The organism is Marinomonas posidonica IVIA-Po-181, from assembly GCF_000214215.1.
Taxonomy (GTDB): domain Bacteria; phylum Pseudomonadota; class Gammaproteobacteria; order Pseudomonadales; family Marinomonadaceae; genus Marinomonas; species Marinomonas posidonica.
Map to the genome: position 1 here is coordinate 2454959 of NC_015559.1, position 17255 is coordinate 2472213.

General features: G+C 45.2%; 14 protein-coding genes. 12 read left to right on the forward strand and 2 right to left on the reverse strand.

Going from position 1 to position 17255, the window contains the following annotated elements; translation table 11 throughout:
- The first annotated feature begins 249 nt into the window (after nt 1–249).
- The 10 genes from metG (at nt 250) to MAR181_RS11445 (ending at nt 12542) form a co-directional block, all read left to right on the forward strand.
- The gene (metG, locus tag MAR181_RS11400) at nt 250–2301 is read left to right on the forward strand and encodes a methionine--tRNA ligase (protein ID WP_013796743.1); all 2052 of its coding nucleotides are present in this window, start codon (nt 250–252) and stop codon (nt 2299–2301) included.
- A 243-nt stretch (nt 2302–2544) separates the two neighbouring features.
- Nucleotides 2545–3126 carry an electron transport complex subunit RsxA gene (gene rsxA / locus MAR181_RS11405; RefSeq protein ID WP_013796744.1) on the forward strand — a complete coding sequence of 194 codons (582 nt, stop codon included), beginning with the start codon at nt 2545–2547 and terminating at the stop codon, nt 3124–3126.
- Between the two features lie 10 nt (nt 3127–3136).
- Nucleotides 3137–3733, forward strand: coding sequence for an electron transport complex subunit RsxB (gene rsxB / locus MAR181_RS11410; RefSeq protein ID WP_013796745.1), 597 nt, complete (start codon nt 3137–3139; stop codon nt 3731–3733).
- Nucleotides 3733–6849, forward strand: coding sequence for an electron transport complex subunit RsxC (rsxC, locus tag MAR181_RS11415; RefSeq protein WP_013796746.1), 3117 nt, complete (start codon nt 3733–3735; stop codon nt 6847–6849). Before rsxB ends, rsxC begins: the two co-directional genes overlap by 1 nt.
- The gene (gene rsxD, locus MAR181_RS11420) at nt 6850–7908 is read left to right on the forward strand and encodes an electron transport complex subunit RsxD (RefSeq protein WP_013796747.1); all 1059 of its coding nucleotides are present in this window, start codon (nt 6850–6852) and stop codon (nt 7906–7908) included. It begins immediately after the preceding gene.
- Nucleotides 7908–8525 carry an electron transport complex subunit RsxG gene (rsxG, locus tag MAR181_RS11425; RefSeq protein WP_013796748.1) on the forward strand — a complete coding sequence of 206 codons (618 nt, stop codon included), beginning with the start codon at nt 7908–7910 and terminating at the stop codon, nt 8523–8525. The genes rsxD and rsxG overlap by 1 nt, the downstream gene beginning before the upstream one ends.
- 14 nt (nt 8526–8539) lie before the next feature.
- On the forward strand, nt 8540–9298 hold the full coding sequence (locus MAR181_RS11430) for an electron transport complex subunit E (RefSeq protein WP_013796749.1): 759 nt from the start codon (nt 8540–8542) through the stop codon (nt 9296–9298).
- Nucleotides 9299–9312: 14 nt separating this feature from the next.
- Entirely contained in the window at nt 9313–9948 is a 636-nt protein-coding gene (gene nth, locus MAR181_RS11435) for an endonuclease III (RefSeq protein ID WP_013796750.1), read from the forward strand.
- Between the two features lie 205 nt (nt 9949–10153).
- Nucleotides 10154–11476 carry a sensor histidine kinase gene (locus tag MAR181_RS11440; protein ID WP_245546244.1) on the forward strand — a complete coding sequence of 441 codons (1323 nt, stop codon included), beginning with the start codon at nt 10154–10156 and terminating at the stop codon, nt 11474–11476.
- Nucleotides 11477–11498: 22 nt separating this feature from the next.
- On the forward strand, nt 11499–12542 hold the full coding sequence (locus tag MAR181_RS11445; protein WP_013796752.1) for a response regulator transcription factor: 1044 nt from the start codon (nt 11499–11501) through the stop codon (nt 12540–12542).
- Between the two features lie 92 nt (nt 12543–12634).
- Here MAR181_RS11445 and cqsA read toward each other — a convergent pair whose 3' ends face one another.
- Nucleotides 12635–13852: an alpha-hydroxyketone-type quorum-sensing autoinducer synthase gene (cqsA, locus tag MAR181_RS11450; protein ID WP_013796753.1), complete on the reverse strand. Its 1218-nt coding sequence runs from the start codon at nt 13850–13852 to the stop codon at nt 12635–12637.
- Nucleotides 13853–14366: 514 nt separating this feature from the next.
- On the opposite strand from cqsA, the gene aptA reads away from it, so the two are divergent.
- A complete protein-coding gene (gene aptA / locus MAR181_RS11455) occupies nt 14367–15704 on the forward strand; it encodes an omega-aminotransferase AptA (protein WP_013796754.1) in 1338 nt (445 codons plus the stop codon).
- A gap of 154 nt (nt 15705–15858) precedes the next feature.
- Nucleotides 15859–16185, forward strand: a complete 327-nt coding sequence (locus MAR181_RS11460; RefSeq protein ID WP_013796755.1) for a hypothetical protein — start codon at nt 15859–15861, stop codon at nt 16183–16185.
- 128 nt (nt 16186–16313) lie between these two features.
- Here the strand turns inward: MAR181_RS11460 and MAR181_RS11465 are convergent, their stop codons facing one another.
- Nucleotides 16314–17255, reverse strand: coding sequence for a nucleoside hydrolase (locus tag MAR181_RS11465; protein WP_013796756.1), 942 nt, complete (start codon nt 17253–17255; stop codon nt 16314–16316).

Below are 17255 nucleotides of genomic sequence, written 5' to 3' on the forward strand. Positions count from 1 at the left end.
GGCAAAAATTGGCTTTTCGATCTAACAGAAAGGCGCAATTCGAAATTAAGTGAGTCTAGGGAAGATAAGGGCAAATCGTGGAAAAGCAAGGCTTAGACTTGCACAGAATAAGTGGCGACTTATAATGTCGCCTTTCAACATGCTATCCCTTATTTAGACTAGGGCTTTTTTCGTCCTTCACGTCTATCCATCATGTCTAAATAAGAGATAGAATATTCGACCTTTTTTAATCCAATAGGCTTATCAAAAATGGCACAAACGCAACGTAAAATACTCGTCACCAGCGCCCTACCTTATGCTAATGGTCCAATCCATTTGGGTCATATGCTGGAACACATCCAAACTGACATCTGGGTGCGTTTTCAGAAAATGCGCGGTCACTTGTGTACAGCGGTTTGTGCGGACGATGCTCATGGCACCGCCATCATGATCAAGGCCGAACAACAAGGCATCACTTCAGAAGAGTTGATTGACGGTGTGCGCAAAGAGCACATGGCGGACTTTAATGACTTCTTGATTGGTTACGATAACTATTACTCAACTCACTCAGACGAAAACCGCGAGATCTCCACCAGTATTTATAAAGCGTTGCGTGATAACGGCAAAATTTCAGTGCGTTCCATCGTGCAAGCCTATGATCCAGAAAAAGAAATGTTTCTTGCAGATCGTTTCATCAAGGGCACCTGCCCTAAGTGTAAAGCAGAAGATCAATACGGCGACAACTGTGAGGTCTGTTCTGCGACTTACACGCCAATGGAAATGATCAACCCTCGCTCTGTTTATTCTGGTGCGACGCCGATTGAAAAAGACTCTGAGCATTATTTCTTCAAATTGCCAGATTTCCAAGATTTCCTAGCAGAATGGACGCGCAGCGGCACCTTGCAAGACCAAGTCGCGAACAAGCTATCTGAATGGTTAGATTCTGGATTAAAAGAATGGGACATCAGTCGTGATGCGCCTTACTTCGGCTTTGAAATCCCAGACGCCCCGGGCAAGTACTTCTACGTTTGGCTAGACGCGCCAATTGGTTACATGGCGAGCTTTAAAAACTTATGTGATCGCACTGAAGGTTTAGAATTTGATGATTACTGGGCAAAAGACTCAGACGCTGAGCTATATCACTTCATCGGTAAAGACATCATTAACTTCCACGCCTTGTTCTGGCCAGCTATGTTGGATTGCGCTGGCTATCGTACGCCAACAGGCGTTAATGCACACGGTTACGTAACCGTAGACGGCGAAAAAATGTCTAAATCGCGCGGTACTTTTATTAAAGCTCGTACTTACTTGAAGCATTTAGACCCACAATACTTACGTTACTACTATGCCGCTAAACTAAACTCTCGTGTTGATGATATCGACCTTAACCTAGGCGATTTCTTGCAACGTGTAAACTCAGACGTGGTTGGCAAGGTGGTTAACATTGCCAGCCGTACCGCCAGCTTCATTAACAAAAAGTTCGATGGTCAATTAGCGACTGACGTTAGCGAAGCGGACATGATTCAATCCTTCATCGACGCTGGCGAGGTGATTGCTGAGCATTTCGAGAGCCGCGAATACGGTAAAGCCATTCGTGAAATCATGCGCCTTGCTGACGTAGCAAACGAATACATTGCAGTTCAAGCGCCTTGGGTGTTAGCAAAAGACGAAGCAACTTTGCCGAAAGTTCAAGACGTTTGTACGGTTGCCTTGAACTTGTTTAGCATTTTAGCAACTTACCTGAAACCAGTAATGCCAAACTTGGTTACCGACGCCGAAGCCTTCCTTGGCAAAGAGCTAACTTGGGATAACCGCAGCGAATTATTGTTTGGCAACACGGTGAACAAATTCAAGCCGCTAATGGGTCGTATTGAGCAAAAGCAAATTGATGACATGATTGAAGAAGGCAAAGCAGAGGCCGCAGTCGAAGCCGCCGCAAAAGAAGCGACGCAACCGGCCCAAGCAGTAACAGAACTAAGCAAAGAACCAATCGAAGCCGAAATCAATTTTGATGACTTCGCCAAAGTAGATTTGCGCATTGCTTTGATCGTTAAAGCTGAGCATGTTGAGAAAGCCAATAAGCTACTAAAATTAACCTTAGACATCGGCGGTGAAACTCGTACCGTATTCTCTGGTATCAAGTCAGCTTATAAGCCTGAAGATTTAGAAGGCAAATATACGGTCATGGTCGCAAACTTAGCGCCACGTAAGATGAAGTTTGGTTTATCTGAAGGCATGGTATTAGCGGCAGGCCCTGGTGGTGAAGAGATCTATTTACTAGAACCACACGCTGGCGCGAAACCTGGCCAACGCGTTATGTAAGTGTGATCCGCTATTGTTTAATCTAGATGAGAAAGATTCTTAATAGGTTGAGCAATAGCATAGTTATAGATGCATAAATCCAACTTATATAATCGTAACTTATTATCTATATACTAAATCAGACTATATATCTGGCATTTTTAGCTTTGTTAGTTATAAGCAGATTGGTATAGTGACGCTCGCAGGAAGTGCTCGGGCAAGCACGGTTAGTTTCGATGAATTTACCTTTTTTTTGGACGTGAGATGACTGAATATCTGTTGATACTAGTCAGCACCATTTTGGTGAACAATTTTGTCTTGGTACAGTTTTTAGGACTCTGCCCTTTCATGGGCGTGTCTGGCAAGCTGGAGACGTCTATTGGTATGGCCATGGCCACCACCTTTGTACTGACACTTTCCAGTCTGTGCAGTTATCTTACCTTTACCTATATCCTCCAACCATTCGGGTTAGAGTATCTACAAACCATTTCCTTTATCTTGGTCATCGCCGTTGTGGTGCAATTTACTGAGATGGTGGTACATAAAACCAGCCCACTGTTATATCGTGTTTTGGGTATTTTCCTACCTCTTATTACCACCAACTGTGCGGTTTTAGGGGTCGCATTGCAAAACATCAGCAAGCAAAACGATTTTGTTGAATCCATTTTATATGGCTTCGGGGCGGCGGTTGGTTTCTCATTTGTTTTGGTGTTATTTGCTGCGATGCGTGAACGCATCAATGTGGCCGACGTACCCAGTGTTTTCAAAGGCTCCGCAATCGGCATGATTACAGCAGGACTCATGGCTTTGGCATTCATGGGCTTTACTGCCCTAGTGCAAATTTAGGAGCCGTCGCATGACCACTGTTTTACTTGCCATCGGTATTCTTGTTCTCCTAGCCTTAGTCTTTGGCGGCATCTTAGGTTACGCCAACGTGCGCTTTCATGTAGAAGGCGATCCAATTGTCGACCAAATCGATGCCTTGCTTCCGCAAACCCAATGCGGTCAATGTGGTCACCCAGGTTGCCGCCCTTATGCCGAAGCCATTGCCAATGGCGAAGCCATCAACCATTGCCCGCCAGGCGGACAAGCCACCATTCAAGCTCTTGCTGATTTGCTCGACGTGGAAGCCATTCCATTGGATGGCGATCACGGTACAGAAAGCGCCAAACGCGTGGCTGTCATTCGCGAAGACGAATGCATTGGTTGTACAAAGTGCATTCAAGCCTGCCCTGTTGATGCGATTCTAGGGGCCGCGAAGCAAATGCACACAGTGATTTCTGATGAATGCACAGGTTGTGACCTGTGTGTGGAACCTTGTCCAGTAGATTGTATTGATATGGTAGAAGTTGGCGTGAACACCAAAACCTGGTCTTGGGATAAACCTCAAGGCATTGCCGCCACCTCGTTGAATATTATTGCGACAGATCGTCAGACGGAGGCCGCACACTAATGCAGGCGTTTGATATTTTCTCTTTTCATGGCGGCATTCATCCACCGGAAAACAAGGCACAATCTCTGCAATTGCCTTTAGGCCGTCCGAGCTTGCCACAAGAATTGATTTTGCCATTGGGCCAACACATTGGCCAAAGTTCACGTCCACTTGTCAATGTCGGTGACAAGGTTCTCAAAGGCCAAACCATTGCCATCAACAATGGATTCTTGAGTAGTTTTTTGCACGCGCCAACCTCTGGCACCATCACAGCCATTGAAGAACGTTTGATTGCCCACCCTTCAGGCTTAAGTGACCTGTGCGTCATTATACAGCCAGATGGTTTAGAAGAATGGCAAGCCCTTGAGCCTTTGGTCGATTGGCAAACCCAGAACCGCACAGATGTGTTGGCGTATTTATCTGAAATGGGCATCGTCGGTATGGGCGGCGCTGGCTTTCCAACACAGGTCAAATTGCAAGGTGCGAACAAATCACCACTGACCCATTTCATTATCAATGCGGCCGAATGTGAGCCTTACATTACCGCCGATGACATGTTAATTCGTGAAAAAACCTTAGAACTCATTCTCGGTATTGAAGTCTTACAACATCTCGTCAATGCCAGCCAAGTCGTGATTGGCATTGAAGACAACAAGCCCACGGCGATTAAGATGTTGAACGACTTACTGAACGAGCGTAACAGCACCATTAAAGTCGCCGTGGTACCAACTAAATACCCATCTGGCGGTGAAAAGCAGCTCATTCAACTGCTAACAGGCAAAGAAGTACCAAGCGGCCAACACCCAGCAGACATAGGCATATTGTGTCAAAACGTCGGCACCTGTGTTGCTGTTCACGATGCCATTCATCTAGGTCGACCATTAATTTCCCGTTTCACCACGTTAACGGGGGATGCATTAAACGCACCACAGAATGTTGAAGTCTTACTCGGCACACCCGTTTCTCATTTATTGACATACGCAGACGCTCAACAAAGCAAACTTCACCGTTTGGTAATGGGCGGCCCTATGATGGGCTTCACATTGGATTCTATGGACGTTCCCGTCGTCAAAACCAGTAACTGTATTTTGGCGGCCACCAAACAAGAATTGCCACCACCAGCACCAGAACAAGCCTGTATTCGTTGCGGTATGTGTGAACAGGCCTGCCCGGTCAGTCTGCTACCGCAGCAATTGCTCTGGTTCAGCAAGAGCCAAGAACACGAAAAAGCCGAACATCACAACTTATTCGATTGCATCGAGTGTGGCGCGTGTTCCTATGTCTGCCCTAGCAGCATCCCTCTTGTTCAATATTATCGTCACTCGAAGAGCAGCATTCGTGAAGCTCGTGAGTCTGCGGTAAAAGCCGATCTAGCTAAGCAACGCTTTGAAGCCCGCAAAGCCCGTCAGGAAGCCGAAGCGGCAGAGAAAGAAGCCAAGCGTTTGGCCCGTCAGAAACCTGCGCCAGCAAAAGACACAAGCCAAGCCACTGCCAAGGCCGCCCCTGCGGCAGCGCCAGCAGCAAATGACGAATCGAAGAAACTCAAAGTGGATTTGGCCATTGCCAAAACCAAACTCAAGAAACTTGAGAAACAATTGCTCAGTGCACAAGAAAACGAGCACCTTGAAGAGATCAACAGCTTACAATTACAGGTTACGGATCAAGCCAACCAAGTAAAAGACTTAGACGCGCAAATGGCCAAGCTTGCCGCCACGGCTTCCACCGCTAAAGCTTCTCCTGCCGTTGCCCAAGATAAGGCTGGCGATGAGCTGAAAAAAGCCAAAGTCGATCTTGCTCTGGCGAGTGTGAAGCTGAAAAAAGCCCAAAAGCAATTAGACGAGTCCCCTGATGACGCTGACCTAAAGCAAAAAGTGGCGTCGTTAATCGCAGAACAACAAGCGGCACAAGCTAAGCTGGATCAAGCCAATGCGGCACCTAAAGCCACAGTGGAGACAGCGGCGAAGACGGCCGTGAAGCCAGCTGTCAATGACGAGATCAAAAAAGCTAAGGTAGATCTCGCTCTGGCAGGCGTAAAACTGAAAAAAGTGCAAAAACAACTCGACGAGTCGCCTGATGACAGTGAGCTAAAACGAAAAGTAGCCGACCTGCAAGCCCAACAAGCCGCAGCACAAGCTAAGCTTGATCAAGCCACTGCTAATGACAGCCAAGCAGCACCAAACATCGGCGCTAAACCCGCAATCAAGGATGAGTTGAAAAAGCTCAAAATAGACGCCGCCATTGCCAAAGCGGCGGTAAAGAAAGTCGAAAAAGCTCTGAAAAAAGCCGAAGAAATACAAGCGCCAGAGATCGACACTCTACGTCAGCAACTAAAAGACGCTCAACAACGAGCCGATGACTTGGAGCATGCTCTAGCCAACCCAAATGCACAACAGGCCACAGCGACAACCAAATCAGCTGAAAACAATTTCGGCACAGCAGACGAAGATAAAAAGCGCAAAGTGGACCTTGCCATCGCCAAAGCTGGCATTAAAAAAGCCGAAAAGAACCTTGCCCTATTAAAAGAGCAAGGTAAGAGCGAGGAAGAGATCCAAGCTTCTGAATGGCCGCAGAAGCTAAATGAAGCTCAGCAAAAATTGGCGCAATTAGAAACGCTAGAACCTGCAGCGCAAAAAGCCTCAGATCAAGAAGCTTCCACAGCAGCTCAAGCACAGCCAGCCGCACCAACGAATGCGGACGATGACAAAAAACGCAAGATCGACCTTGCCATCGCCAAAGCTGGCATTAAAAAAGCCGAAAAGAACCTTGCCCTATTAAAAGAGCAAGGTAAGAGCGAGGAAGAGATCCAAGCTTCCGAGTGGCCGCAAAAATTGCTTGAAGCTCAGCAGAAACTGGCTCAATTGGAATCGAATGAAGCACCGCAACCGTCAAAAGCTGAGCCATCGAACGCCGAACAAGCGAATGACGAAGCCCCTCAAGTCAGTCTGGCTGAGCAAATCAAGCAACAAAAAATTGCCGTTGCATTGGCCAAAGCCCAAGCCAACAAGCTGACAAAGAAGTTAGGACTTGAGCCCGACAATGCAGAGCAAGTGCAAATTGAAATTGCACAACTGAACGATAAGCAAGCGCAAGCGCAACATTTGCTTGAGCAACTGATGAAACAGCAAGAGAGTCAATAAATGGCATTATTGAGAATATCGTCTCCCCATGCTCAACGAGCCGGTCATCGTACCTCGTGGGTCATGCAAATGGTCATTTTAGCGACCGTTCCGGGCATTCTTGTGCAAACTTGGCTGTTCGGTTTTGGCACCTTGATCAACATCATGATCGCCAGTGTGACAGCATTGGCCTGTGAAGCTGCGATTCTCTCCATTCGCCGTCGCTCTGTGGCCTTTTTCCTAAAAGATTACAGCGCGCTACTGACCGCTGTGTTATTGGGTATCGCGTTACCTCCCGTGGTCCCTTGGTGGGTAACGGTCACTGCCGTTGGCTTTGCCATCATTTTTGCCAAGCAACTCTATGGTGGCTTAGGCAATAACCCCTTTAATCCAGCCATGGTCGGTTATGCCATCGTACTGGTGTCTTTCCCTGTACCCATGAGCCAATGGCTTGGCCACACTGGCCTAACCACTTCAGGGGAAACCTTATCCTTTGCGCAAAGTCTACAAGCCATTTTCCATCATTTGCCCAGCATTGATGGTTACACCATGGCAACACCTTTGGATGGCTTTAAGCATAAAGATTTGCTTGATAGTGAAGCCGCTTTCAGCAGCATCCCTGCACTACAATCGGCCAGCTTAAACAGCTGGTTATGGATCAATCTGGCTTACTTAGTCGGTGGTCTTGGCTTACTTTGGTTGCGCGTTATTACTTGGCACACACCCGTTGCCCTGCTCGCGGCCTTACTGGCGATGTCTGGTGTTTTCTATGCCATTGACCCCAGCCAGTTTGCGTCACCATGGTTTCATCTTATGACGGGGGCCACCATGTTTGGCGCCTTTTTCATTGCCACAGATCCCGTGTCTTCTTGTACCAGTAACCGAGGCAAACTCATTTACGGTGCGGGCATTGGCATCTTGATTTACATTATTCGCAGTTGGGGCGGCTACCCAGACGGGGTTGCGTTTGCGGTTCTCTTGATGAATTTCACCGCCCCCTTGATTGATTACTACACTCAACCAAGAAGTTACGGTCACAAAAAAGCGAAAAAAGGCTTAAAGATTGGGGAGGATAACTAATGGAATTATTGTCTTCTATTCGCCGCAACAGCCTTGGTCTTGGCATTTTTGCAGTACTGACAGCAGGTTTAATTGCCGTAACACATCAGCTGACTGACCATACGATTAAAGAGAATATCTTGCATGCACAGATTTCAGCGTTTAATGAAATCTTACCAGCTGATCTGTATGACAATGACCTAACCAAGGACATCGCCGTCTTACCGGTTGACCCTCTTTTAGGCAGTGAAAATGGCACCAAAATTCACATTGCCCGTAAAGGGAGTCAGGTAACAGGGATTATTTTCGAAACCACCGCGACTCGAGGCTACAATGGCAATTTAGACATGTTGGTCGCCATTAATCGTGATGGCGTCGTCACCGGAAGCCGTGTCATTAGCCATAAAGAAACACCAGGTTTAGGCGACAAAGTGGATTTGAAAAAATCCGATTGGATTCTCAGTTTCGCCGATAAGTCACTTACTAACCCAGATCTGAAAGGCTGGGGTGTAAAAAAAGACGGTGGCGACTTTGACCAATTTACTGGCGCAACCATTACCCCAAGAGCGGTTGTTAGAGCGGTAAAAAACACTCTGTTATACTTTGATCAAAACAAAGCAACGCTACTAGCGCGATAGGAAAGGTAATCACAATGAGCGCAGAAACAACCGTCGCAGAAGACATTCAAGAAGACAAGCCCAGCGCCAATTATGCTGAGATCATTTATAACGGCATCTGGAAAAACAACCCGGCATTAGTTCAACTGCTGGGCTTGTGCCCTATGCTCGCGGTAACCAGTACCGTGGTCAACGCCCTCGGCCTTGGCTTAGCCACTCTAGTGGTTTTGGTGGGTTCTAACATAGCCGTTTCGATTATTCGAAACTATGTGGCAGACGCTGTTCGCTTACCCGCTTTTGTGATGATCATTGCTTCTTTTACCACCTCAATTGAACTGATTATGCAGGCTTACACCTATGAGCTGTATCAGATTCTAGGCATCTTTATTCCATTGATTGTAACCAACTGTGCCATTCTGGGCCGTGCCGATGCCTTTGCCAGCCGTAATCCGATTTTGCCATCGGCACTTGATGGGCTGATGATGGGCTTAGGCTTTATGGTCATTCTAGTGGCGTTGGGGGCAATGCGTGAATTGATTGGTCAAGGCACACTCTTTTCTGATATGCATTTGTTGTTTGGTGACATGGCATTGCATTGGAAGATTACCCTCTTCGAAGATTACCCAAATGTGTTGTTTGCGATTCTGCCACCAGGCGCCTTTATTGGTTTGGGCTTGTTAATCGCCGGCAAAAATTACTTTGATGACAAAGAGCAGAAACGCGTCGCAGCAGCCAAGGCCAAAGCAGGTCCTGCTGAGTCAAAACGTGTGCGTGTTACTGGGCAAGCAGGTTAATTTAAGGTTCATCAATGAATAAAGCCAAACGCTACGAAATCTTTTCCCGATTACGAGCCGAAAACCCCAATCCCGTCACAGAGCTGGAATACAATTCGCCGTTTGAACTGCTGATTGCGGTCTTGCTCTCAGCCCAAGCCACCGACGTCAGTGTCAATAAAGCCACGCGCAAACTCTTCCCTGTCGCCAATACACCAGAAAGCATGCTGGCATTGGGTGTTGAGGGTCTAAAAGAGTACATCAAGACCATTGGCTTGTTTAATGCGAAAGCCGAAAACGCCATTAAAACCTGTAGGATCTTGATCGAACAACACAATAGTCAGGTGCCTGAAAACCGTGAAGCACTTGAGGCTCTGCCAGGTGTGGGTCGAAAAACCGCCAACGTGGTACTTAATACCGCCTTTCGACAGATCGCCATGGCCGTCGATACGCATATTTTTCGCTTTGGTAACCGCACCAAAGTCGCACCAGGAAAAAACGTCTTAGAAGTGGAAATGAAGCTTTTGAAATTCGTACCAAAAGAATTTCTGTTAGACGCCCATCACTGGATGATTCTACATGGCCGCTATATATGTGTTGCTCGAAAACCCAAGTGTGACGCCTGCATCATCGAAGACCTTTGTGAGTTCAAAGACAAAACCTCTAGTTAATTTCCCTCTCAACCAGCCTAGTAAGGCGAAACATCGTTAAAGACAATGCTGTTAGGCAAATCATTGTCTTAGTCGTCTGACTGTAATAGCATGACCCTCTGTACAATAAACACACAAAACCTTCTATCTATTGGCTCAATCAGAACAAAACAACCACTAGCTTATTAAGTTGACTGTGTTTCAAGGAGGAATAAGAGTGCAAGCCATGAAAATACGGTTTTCTGCTGTCTATAGTCACATCTGTCGATCACTCTCTGAGAGTGCTGAGTATTTCCTACCACACACCCTTTATATTAGTTTAATTGGTGTAATAGGTTTTCCCTCATACTACCTGCTGTGGACTTATGTGTTTCCACAACCCTATGAAAACCTAACCTTACGATTATTAGGTGCTCTTTTATTTGGAGGCCTAACCTTACTTCGAATCTGGCCAGCTTCTATGCGCCCCTATATCAATTTCTATTGGCTAGTTACTATGATCTATACTTTGCCCTTCTTCTTTACCTATATGTTACTAATGAATGGCGGCAATCTTGTGTGGGCTATGTCTATGATAGCAGGACTAGCGGTACTAATATTGCTAGCCTATAGCTGGATACTATTCATCTTTACGCTTCTTGTCGGTTCTTTATTGGCTTTATTGGCCTATGCCTTAACGGTAGATAAAGTAATGTTAACCAATTACCTCATTCAGCTACCGATTTACGCCTTTTTAGTTGTTACAACCAGCATCATTTTTTACTACCCCTATCGACTTAAGCAGGAAAAGCTCAAGGTATTGGCCTCAATAGGAGCGGAAATTTCTCATGAGTTGAGAACACCACTGATGACCATTCACAACCACGCCTACGGCCTAAATAGAAACCTACCAACCCTACTTCAAGCCTATGAATTAGCAAAAAATCATAACCTAATCAAAGCATCTATCAGGCCGGACATATTTAAAACCCTAGAACTCTCAATAGAGCAAATCCAAAACGAGGTCAGGCACTCCAATACCATTATTGACATGTTATTAATGAACCTGGGGAAATCGAAAGTAGATGCAGAAGAATTTAAATATTTTTCTATGGCAGAGATTATTACCCAAGCGATTGATCGCTATCCGTTTGACTCCAATAGAGAACGTGAAATTGTAAAAATAAATCTCAAAAAAGACTTTCAGTTTTTGGGCTCAGACCTCCTCATGGTACATGTGGTTTTTAATCTGATTAAAAATGCCCTAGTATTTACAAATGGGATTCCAGAGCCCAGTATTGAAATCACTTTAGATAAAGCGCCTAATATGAACCAGGTCTATTTTAGAGACAATGGCAGAGGGATTTCTCTACAGGATAGAGACTCGATTTTTGAGAACTTTTATTCTTCCGGCAATCAGGATAAGGGCGCAGGAACAGGGATTGGTTTGGCATTTTGCAAAAAAATATTAGTGAGCTTTCATGCCAATATCAAATGCGATTCTGAACTTGGGGAATACACAGAGTTTGTATTAAGTTTTCCCATAACCAAGAAAAAGACACAAAAATAGCGACTAAGAAGATGGAATTTGAATGATGCTTAAACCAAACCAGAAAATAATTAATGCCTATTATCATCCTACTAGCGTGGTTTTTCTAGATGACCATCAGGCGTTTTTAGACAGTGTCCCCCTAGCATTGGAAGCGAACGTCGCCTATCAGTCTTTTGTCGACCCCCAAAAAGCCATTGCTTACATCAATGGCCATACACAATACCGCCCTTTACTCGAACAAGACCTACAGTTGACAGACTCAGGGCAGTCTTACCACTATAAACTTGATAGCGAATCTATTCTGCATAAAACACTCGACAACAAGCGTTTTTCAGAACCTTCTGTGCTGATCACTGACTATGCCATGCCAGGGTCGAATTATAATGGCTTGGATGTCTGTAACGCCATTGATAACCCTTATGTTAAAAAAATTCTACTGACTGGCGTAGCGGATGAACAAATCGCCATAGAAGCCTTAAACAATAAAGTCATTGATTATTATCTAAAGAAAAATTCCCAAGACATTCTTCCCAAAATCAATGAGCTAATTCAGCAATATCAACAAGACTACTTTAATGATATGACACGGGTAGTCAGAGAAGGTTTAAAAGTCAGTTCTCCCTTAATTGATGACCCAGCCGTGGTGGGGTATTTTTTTGATTTTATTGAGCAAAAAAACATTGTGGAATACCACTTATACACAGAATCAAGCCCAGCATCACTAGATTTTTTACTGCTAGACGAACAGGGGAAACGCCATAGACTACTGTTACTAAACAAAGAAGATATAAAGGCTCATAGGGACGTGGCTGCAGATGCAGGGGCGCCAGACGCCTTGCTTAAAACATTAGACAGCTTATCGAGCATCCCTTTATTTCCAAGTTTAGACGGTTTTTATCATCCTGATATGACATCAGACTGGCAAAATCATTTCTACCCAAGCACCAAAATCCATGGACAGGAAGACTACCTAGCCACCTTTATTCAGGAAACAGCCCCCTTCCCCAAACAAACAGAACAAAGCGTTTCTCTGCAAGAATATTTACAAGGCAATATGGCTACAACCAGTAGCAGTACCAGCTGAAAATAAGGGGGCCAATAGCCCCCGAAGTAAAGGATCAAGCAGAACAAAATCCTTTGTGAAACATTATTTTACAATACCTAATCAATATCAAACTATGAGACCTGCTGAAAAGACAAAGATGATTTGTAGGTAGAACGCCACTTGTTCAATCCTACCTCCTCTCTAATCCCCTTAAACACCTCAACAACCTGTTCTAATTGACTACCTGTTAGGCCTGCATTGACAGATAAGCGTACCAAGGCTCGATTTTTAGCGGTTGCAGGCGCACAGAATACCGAGCCAAACACATCCCTCGACTCTAAGGCATCTTTTAACACTGTGGTTTGCCTCTCTGACCCTGCTTCAAGGCCAATGATTTGGGATTGGGATGCATCGACGTTGTACCCCAAATTGCTTAATGCTTGCCTAAGGTAGTCCGCATTACGCCACAATTGATCGCGCCTATCGTCTGCACGGATAATCAAATCTAAGGTGGCATTCAAGCCAGCAATTTCATAAGACAATAGGCCAGAACTAAAAATAGAGGGATTGGCTGTGCATTTAAAATAGTCCGCAAAGCCTTTAGGGCAGGTAATGATACCGGCACGACCAGCAAAGGCCTTGGCCAAGCTAGCAGTACGGAACATCACCTTATCCTGCAAACCGTACTCCACCACCAAACCTCTGCCCTGAGGTCCAAGCGTCCCCAAAGAATGGGACTCATCCACCAACAGCAGACAACCCTTCTCATAGGCCGCATCCACCAACGCCTTTAAAGGACAGACACTACCATTCGTACTATAAACAGAATCCACCATAACCAAACCTGGACCATGACGTTCAATCAGTGACATTAGATGGTCGATATTATTATGACGAAATGAATAAACGGCCGCCTTACTAAAGTGTGTACCATCCCGCATAGACATATGTGCCATCATATCAAGGTAAATAGGCACATCAGCTCCTTGTACAATTGCTTGTACCAAGCCTATATTAGCGTTATACCCAGATTGACACAGCACTGCCTCTTCAGAGCCCATAAAATCCGCCATGCGCTGTTCAAAATTGAGCTGCGCATTATCGCCGTGCAGATAAACAGAAGACATTATTATCATATTATCGAAGCTTGCTAACTCCTTCCTTTGGGCAGCAAGAATCTTAGAATGATTCGCTAAGGCAAGGTAGTCATTACTAATCAACTTAAGCGACGATGATGTAGGATTAAGACCATGTAAAGGATTTCGTCCTCCTAATTGCTCACAGCGTTGCACATGTGCATTCACTTTTTCGGCTAGGTAATGGGGATAATTATTGCGTTTGAATATCATGAATTTTCTCCTAATGCCGTTTGGCATCAATGTTTTGAATGGCTCAAAAAAGAGAAAAAAAGCCTTCATAAAATTGCAAAACCACATCGCGATTTTCTCATCAAAATTCAGATGAACAACGAATCAAATTGCCATATTTATCACTCAATATCCGTAAATTTTCATCCTGACCTCTTGTTACCAAAAGCAATAAGAAAACATATTAAGACTGGCTAGCACGGTCTGAATACTCCTTTCCAATTTTCCGAGAGATCATGATCTCCATAAGAGACCACGATTTCATTGTAAGGAAAAATGGACATAGGCAATGAGAAGACTTGTAACAAAATTTTATAGAACGGGTACTTCTATCACGCGATAAAGCACACCTACGATACGGCCTGTCAATAACCGGTTTGAAAGACAGACATTAGTTAACTAAAAGGTTACGTAAAATTAAATAACATCAAATTTATTAAACCTTTTCGGCTCGGCATTCTCTGTTTATCTGTATCTATTTTTAAGAGAGAATGCCATGAGCCATATCGCTAAAACCAACCTAACTCAAGCTCAGCTTGATGCCCATTGGATGGCCTACACAGGCAACCGTGAATTTAAAAAAGATCCTCGCATTATTAGCACAGCATCAGGCCACTATTACACCGATGCCGATGGCCGCCAGATCTTTGATGGCCTGTCTGGCCTTTGGACCTGTGGATTAGGACACAGCGTACCGGCCATCAACGAGGCGGTAGCCAATCAAGTCAAAACGCTAGACTACTCCCCTGCGTTTCAATTTGGCCACGAAAAATCTTTCCAATTGGCGGAGAAAATCAGCGATTTTATGCCTGCAGGTTTGAACCGTGTTTTCTTTACAGGGTCAGGTTCAGAGTCCGTGGATACGGCGCTAAAAGTAGCGCGAGCCTATTGGCGTAAGAAGGGCTTGGGTACGAAAACGAAGTTCATCGGACGTGCCAAAGGCTACCATGGTGCTGGTATTTCCGGTTTCAGTGTCGGTGGCATTCCGGCAAACCGAATTTTATATGGACAAGGATTAGAATCTTATCATTTGCCGCATACTCAAGTGCCTGGCACAGAATTTAGCAAAGGCATGGCAGACACGGGTAAGGAACGAGCAGAAGACCTGCTAAACATGATTGCCATGCATGATGCCTCTAACATCGCCGCCGTCATTGTCGAGCCTATGTCTGGTTCAGCTGGTGTGATCGTACCACCAAAAGGCTATCTACAACGTTTGAGAGAAATTTGTGACCAACACAACATCCTTTTGATTTTTGATGAAGTCATTACCGCATTCGGCCGTATGGGCGCGCAATCTGGCTCTGAAGCTTTTGGCGTCACCCCGGATGTCATTACCATGGCGAAACAGGTTACCAATGGTGTGATTCCCATGGGGGCAGCGGTATTTAAACAGGAAATTTACGACACCTTCATGGACACGGGTGGAGCGGATTACATGTTGGAAATTCCCCATGGCTACACTTATTCCGCTCATCCTATTGCCTGTGCGGCGGGTTTAGCGTCTTTAGAAACCATTCGTTCTCAAGGGCTGATTGAAAGAGTCAATCAAATGAGTCCAGTATGGGAAAAATACGTTCACTCCCTAAAAGGCGCAAGCGATGCCATTACGGACATTCGTAACTATGGTTTTGCCGCAGGTATTACCCTAGCCGCTGTTGACGGAGAACCTGCCAAGCGCCCTTACCAAATCGCCATGTCCATGTGGGATAAAGGCTATTATGTGCGCTATGGTGGCGACACTATTCAACTGGCTCCTCCCTTTACAACAGAGGAATCCGAAATGAGCAGTCTAATTGACGCGCTAGGAGAAAGTATAAAGAAATTCGGCTAAATTCGCTGAAATCGCATCAAAAAATCAATAGGTTGAATATTCTAACCTTCTTTCAATCTATTGATTTCGACTCCTTCCTTCCTGAAATCACATGCATTATACTGTTGGTAATAGCATCACTGGCGACATCTCATAGTTAAGAAAGGAATGACCCATGTCTATTACCCAATCACCTTATGTCCGCTGTTTTTGGACGGGTTCTTTATACCTTACCAATGGTAAGGTTATGCCAATTCATTGCACCCACATTTCAACCAACATGATTGAAGTGGAAGCCCCGACCGGGCTGGAAGGTTCAAAAATGGTAAAACTGGAACTCAAGGCCATGCACGAAGGAGATCGAAAGCTGATTAAGGTTTTATGCGATCCGGATCTCGATATTTTCAACGAACACAATAAACACTACATCAAACTCAAGTACCACACTATTTCTGACCAAGATGTGGCTTTTATTAGAGAGTTTGTTGATGCACACGATTAACGAATCAGAAAAAGCAAATCACTCAGCCGACTTCCCTCATAAAAAGCTCACAAAAAAACCACAAAGGCCAATGCCTTTGTGGTTTATTCAACGACCAGCTTACCGCTAATATCCTATCACTTTCGTTATCAAGATAACGTGGTTTCAAACAATTTTAATAATTTGTCACTGTCCACTTCCATGCACACTTGCGTCATGGGTACATCTGTCCAATGTGGCTCAGGAAAGGTCATGCCTTCAGGTGCAAAGATGGTTTGACCAATACCAATGCCTTCACAAGCAACGCGCACTGCACCCAGCTCAACACCGAAGATACTCGGCTCCATAAGGTAGGCTATGGTAGAAGCATCGTGGAAGTAACAACCTTCCATATCAAACCGGCTACTGTAGAAGTTAATGTAATGTTGTGCACAGTCGTACAAGAACCCCCCCTCAGTTGGATTGGCTTCACGAATACGCTCTAGTACCGTATTACCCAATAGCACTTGATGTGTCACATCCAAGCCAATCATGGTCACTTGCCAAGACGCTGTGAAAACCTTATCCGCCGCATGTGGGTCGTTCATGATGTTCGCTTCTGCAACAGGTGATACATTACCGTATTCAATCGCAGTTCCCCCCATCAACACCACTTCATCCACTAGATTAGCGACTTCAGGGTCTAACTCTAAGGCTTTCGCTAAATTCCCTAAAGGACCAAGTGCCACAATGGTCACTTCACCTGGGTTGGCTCGTACTGCGTCAACAATAAACTGCGCTGCACTTTGCTCAACGGCTTGACCTTGTGGTGCTGGCCAATCGATATTACCAAACCCATCCGCACCATGAACAAAGTCAGGGTGGGGACGAGGCGCGATCACGCTCGGTACCGCAACGCCTTTTGCTACCGGTACATCAACCTTAGCAATTTCCGTGAGTGTGATGGCATTTTGTGTTGCCAGATCCACTGATACATTACCAAAGGTTGTGGTCAACCCAAGCACCTCTAACTGTGGCGCTTGGAAAGCAAAGAAAATCGCCATAGCGTCATCAATGCCAGGATCCGTATCAATAATAATTTTACGAGCCAT